General features: G+C 46.9%; 3 protein-coding genes and 1 pseudogene. All 4 read left to right on the forward strand.

Annotated features, from left to right (window positions below):
* Nucleotides 1–450, forward strand: a pseudogene (locus tag C7B77_RS24525) (pilus assembly protein); the annotation flags it as partial.
* Between the two features lie 151 nt (nt 451–601).
* Entirely contained in the window at nt 602–2,635 is a 2,034-nt protein-coding gene (locus C7B77_RS24530; protein WP_106311096.1) for a secretin N-terminal domain-containing protein, read from the forward strand.
* 511 nt (nt 2,636–3,146) lie between these two features.
* Nucleotides 3,147–3,428 carry an HU family DNA-binding protein gene (locus C7B77_RS24535; protein ID WP_015162418.1) on the forward strand — a complete coding sequence of 94 codons (282 nt, stop codon included), beginning with the start codon at nt 3,147–3,149 and terminating at the stop codon, nt 3,426–3,428.
* A 35-nt stretch (nt 3,429–3,463) separates the two neighbouring features.
* The gene (gene cobD, locus C7B77_RS24540; RefSeq protein ID WP_106311099.1) at nt 3,464–4,537 is read left to right on the forward strand and encodes a threonine-phosphate decarboxylase CobD; all 1,074 of its coding nucleotides are present in this window, start codon (nt 3,464–3,466) and stop codon (nt 4,535–4,537) included.
* Nucleotides 4,538–4,670 lie beyond the last annotated feature (133 nt).

A 4,670-nucleotide genomic window follows, 5' to 3' on the forward strand; every position in this document is an offset into this window, starting at 1 on the left:
GCTAATGATAAAAAACTGGACACATTACTCCTAGATCTAAATAAATTAGTTAACATCCGCCAAGGACAACTTCAAAAATTTACGCCAGAACTAGTACCTGCCGATAGCGGCAGCAATGGTGCTGCAATTGTTAAAGATGGTTCTCTCGGGACTGCATTAAATAATAAAATCAAGCGTAAAGTAGTTGCTGTTGAAGTCTCAGGCAACTTCGAGCAAATCCAATCGATCTTGCGGACGATCGAAAGACTCGATCAATTACTGCTGATCGAAGATTTTAAGGCGGATGTGGATAAGTCAACACAGAAGATCGTAGTAGACACTCAAGGAAGACTGATTCCTCAGCCAGAATCTACGATTAAAACGTCATTCAAAATCCAAGCGTTGATGCCCCTCAGCCCAGCAGAACAAGCTGCGGCAACTCCACCACCACCCCCCCCAGCTAAAAAGTAATCGCTTTAGCACCACATAGTTAGCAGTTAGATCGAGATGCAATCGGATCTCTAGATAATGACAGGCTTACATTCTTCTTCATTTATCGAAGTAACCGATCTCAAAAATAGATCCCCCGTAAACAAGTTCCTGGAATAGGAGAATTATAAAAGTGAGCAAACGCAAACAGATTATTACTAGTATTGTCATGGGTAGCACGGTTGCCGCTCTAGCAGCACCTAGTGCCAATGCAGTAGTCCAACAGCCCGAAGGCGTTGACAAATCGACTCCTAGCAGCGATCTCATCGCTCAATCTCAACCCACTCAGCAGCCCCTAGTTCCCAATCCCAAAATTACCATTGATGGAGTACCGCCAGCTCCTGGTGTCGGACTGGCAAGTCCCACCAGCCCCCGCGCAGTGGCACCGCCAGTCGGCGATATCAGTGTCTCCAACTTAGATGCCACCATTCCGCAAATCAATCTCGAATCCAATGCGCGGATCAATATGGTACTTAAAAATACTCCCGCACGGGAAGTTTTAGAGTCCTTGGCTCGATCGGCAAATCTGAATCTAGCTTATGCTGATAGTGCCTTTAATGCCGATGGTAAAGCTAAAACTGAGGCCAATATTTCGATCAACCTGCGCAACGAGCCAGTTCAAAATGCGTTTAATTACGTACTCCAACTCAGCGGCTTGGAAGCCAACCGGGTTGGCAATACCATTTTTGTCGGCAATCGCTTACCCGATTCTGTCCGCGAAACGATCGTCCGCACGCTGCGGATGAACCAAGTCAGCTCCGCTGCTGCTGCCAACTTTCTCACCACTCAAGGTGCCGAAACCCAAATTGCTTTCACTAAAGTCGATCTCCAAACTGTCGGCGAAGGTGCCTCCGCACGGACGGTGGAAACTAGAACGCCCCAAATTCTGGCACTCAAAGCCAACGAAGGTAACGGGCCACTTTTACTCAAAGGTTTGGCTGTCAGTACTGACGAGCGGCTCAATGCAGTCACCCTAATCGGTTCTCCCCGCAAGGTCGAAATGGCGACTAGCCTCTTAACTAGATTGGATGCTCGCCGTCGCCAAGTTGCCCTCAACGTCAAAATCGTAGACGTCAATCTCTCGAATCTTAACTCGATGAGCAATAGCTTGTCGTTTAAAGTTGGAGATGGCTTCCTCTCAGTCGATAAAGGTGCTGCCGTCTATAACTATGGCGGATCTACTCCTGCTACCAATAGTCAAGTCAATAACATTGTTAACGGGACTCCCATCGGCGCGCTCAATTTACCTGGTACTAGTCAACCTTTCCTGGATTTTCAGCCTAATGCTCCCTTTAGCAGTCAAGCGAATGGCAATACAAATGGATTGGGTAACATTCCTCGTCCTAATTTCGGTACGAATGAAAATCCTTTTCAACCAGGTATAACCGCTTTCACTCCTGCTGGTAATCCAACTGTGGTCAACCCCACATTTAATACTGGTACGACCGATGTAAGAAGTCCTATTACAGGTCAACTCGTACCACCAGGCGGACTGCTCACTCCTGGCTCGGTAACTCCTGGTGCTCCTGCTGTAGCTACTTACGCATTGCCTACTAACTACGCAGTTCCCAGTAAATTCCTCTCAACGCTCCAAGCTCAGATTATTAGTGGTAACGGTAAGATCTTGACCGATCCGACTTTAGTGGTTCAAGAAGGCCAAAAATCTACTGTCAACCTGACTCAAGATGTCTTTGGTGGCTTTAAGATCAACACTGTTGCAGGCACGGGTGCGACGACTAGTACCAGAGAGCCGATCATCAAGCAAGCTGGCTTGAGCCTAGAAATCTTGGTCAATCGGATCGACGATAATGGATTTGTTTCCGTGGGTGTATCGCCGACTGTATCTTCGATCGGTAGCACCATTACTACTGCTGATGGCGATATTAGCTTGCTCCAGTCCCGGACGCTCAACTCTGGTGAAATTCGCCTGCGCGACGGTCAAACCCTGATCTTATCTGGGATCATCCAAGAATCCGATCGCTCTAGCGTGTCTAAAGTACCCATCCTCGGCGATATTCCGATCTTAGGTGCTCTGTTCCGCAGTACTAGCAAGACCAATCAACGCCAAGAAGTTGTTGTCTTACTGACGCCGCAAATTCTCAACGATAACAGAGGTCAGGTCAATTACACCCCTGGTGTTGATGCGAGATTGATGATGGGTCGCTAAACTGGCGACAACTTTCTCCATCGGTGAGACAAAGCCGGAACGATTTCTCAAATATAGTAGTCTGAAATTCTGGGTCTGGGTAGTTGGATAATGTAGAGATGAGCACTAGAGATTAGTCGCTCATCCGCATTTTATGAGCTACCAGACCCCTCTTTTTGGCCAAATTTTACATAAATAATACGCAAAATAATGAAAATCAACATAAATTAAAGCTTTCAGCGATCCAGATTAGGCTTGGAGACATTAGAATAATGCAGTGGAAATAATATTGCATGAGAGTTTCAGCATCTTTTTGGCAAATCTGACCCAGAACTACACTCTTGTGGAGTCAGCCTTAAAGTTTGTAGAACACCTGCAAGATTCAACGGCGAAGAAGATAGTGTTAATACCTTAACGCTCTGTCAATCCGTTTCTAAGCCAAGAATCCAATTTCCACAAACGATAGATGGTACCCCCGTTCGGGCTGGTACTGTACTCGTCCATCCACAACCTCATCAATGGAGATTTACACATGAATAAAGGTGAATTAGTCGATCGCGTAGCTGAAACAGCTAGTGTGACCAAAAAGCAAGCAGATACAGTATTGTCAGCCGCATTGGAAGCAATCATGGAAGCTGTATCCAAAGGTGACAAAGTTACTCTTGTAGGCTTTGGTTCGTTTGAGCCTAGAAACCGTCAAAAACGTGAGGGTCGCAACCCTAGAACTGGTGAGAAAATGGAAATTCCTGCAACCAAAGTGCCTGCATTCTCTGCTGGTAAACTGTTTAAAGACAAAGTTTCTGCTGACGAATAGATTAATCTAGCTGGATTTATACTCGGAAATATTCCTTGAATCGACCAAAACATGGGGGGAACCCAAGCTGGGCAGCTACAGTTGCAGGTTGTTCCCCTTCTCTGATCTTAGACTTTTCTGCGAGTATCAGTCCGTTAGGCCCTCCCTCAACGGCACTCGCAGCCATTAAGCTGCACATCGATAATCTCACTAACTATCCCAATCCCGACTATCCCGAACTCTGTCAGGCGATCGCTTCTCATCATCAGATCCCAGCTCGGTGGGTATTACCGGGCAATGGCGCGGCAGAACTATTAACTTGGGCGGGTTGGGAGTTTTCTAAGCTCAATACCACACTATTACCGACCCCCGCCTTTGGCGACTATTGGCGATCGCTCCAAACCTTCGGCACGCGCATTATTGAGAGATCGATGATGATGGATGATGGCGAAATTGGCGATCTCGACTTTGCGTTGCGCCATCTCCCCACCGAAATTCCGCATTCTCTCGGCCTGATCGTTAATAATCCTCACAATCCTACTGGTCAAATTTGGTCGCAGAAGACTATTTTGGCTTATTTGTCAGAATTTGAACTAGTAGTAGTTGATGAGTCCTTCATGGACTTCCTACCCCCAACAGAGCAGCAAAGTTTAATCCCCTTCGTTGCCGAATATCCCAATCTAGTCATCTTGCGATCGCTCACCAAATTTTATAGTTTGCCAGGATTGCGGATGGGCTACTGTATCGCCCATCCCGACAGATTGCGTCGCTGGAAAAATTGGCGCGATCCTTGGCCTGTCAACTCTCTAGCTGCTGCTGCCGCGATCGCGGTACTCGGCGATACTGAGTTCGATCGATCGACCTGGGATTGGCTGGCAGCGGCTCGTAGTCGCTTGTTTGAAGGCTTAAAGCAAATTACAGGTTTACACCCTTATCCTGGGGCTGCTAATTTTATTCTTGTCAGATCCGATCGATCGGTTACCGAACTCCAAACTAAACTGCTCGAACAGCATCAAATCCTGATCCGCGACTGCATCAGTTTTCCCGAACTGGGCGATCGATTCTTTCGGGTTGCCGTGCGGACGATCTCCGAAAACGATCGACTGCTGGTTGCTTTACGATCGATTTAGCTCAATATAATTAAGGTAGGGGCAATTCATGAATTGCCCCTACCTTAATTATATTGACTCACGGTTCGCTCATTTTGGAGAGAGGTAGTCAAATTGGGTTAAAGTTTGACAATGAGCAAGCCTGTAACCTTAA

The sequence above is a fragment of the Chamaesiphon polymorphus CCALA 037 genome, assembly GCF_003003845.1.
Taxonomy (GTDB): domain Bacteria; phylum Cyanobacteriota; class Cyanobacteriia; order Cyanobacteriales; family Chamaesiphonaceae; genus Chamaesiphon; species Chamaesiphon polymorphus.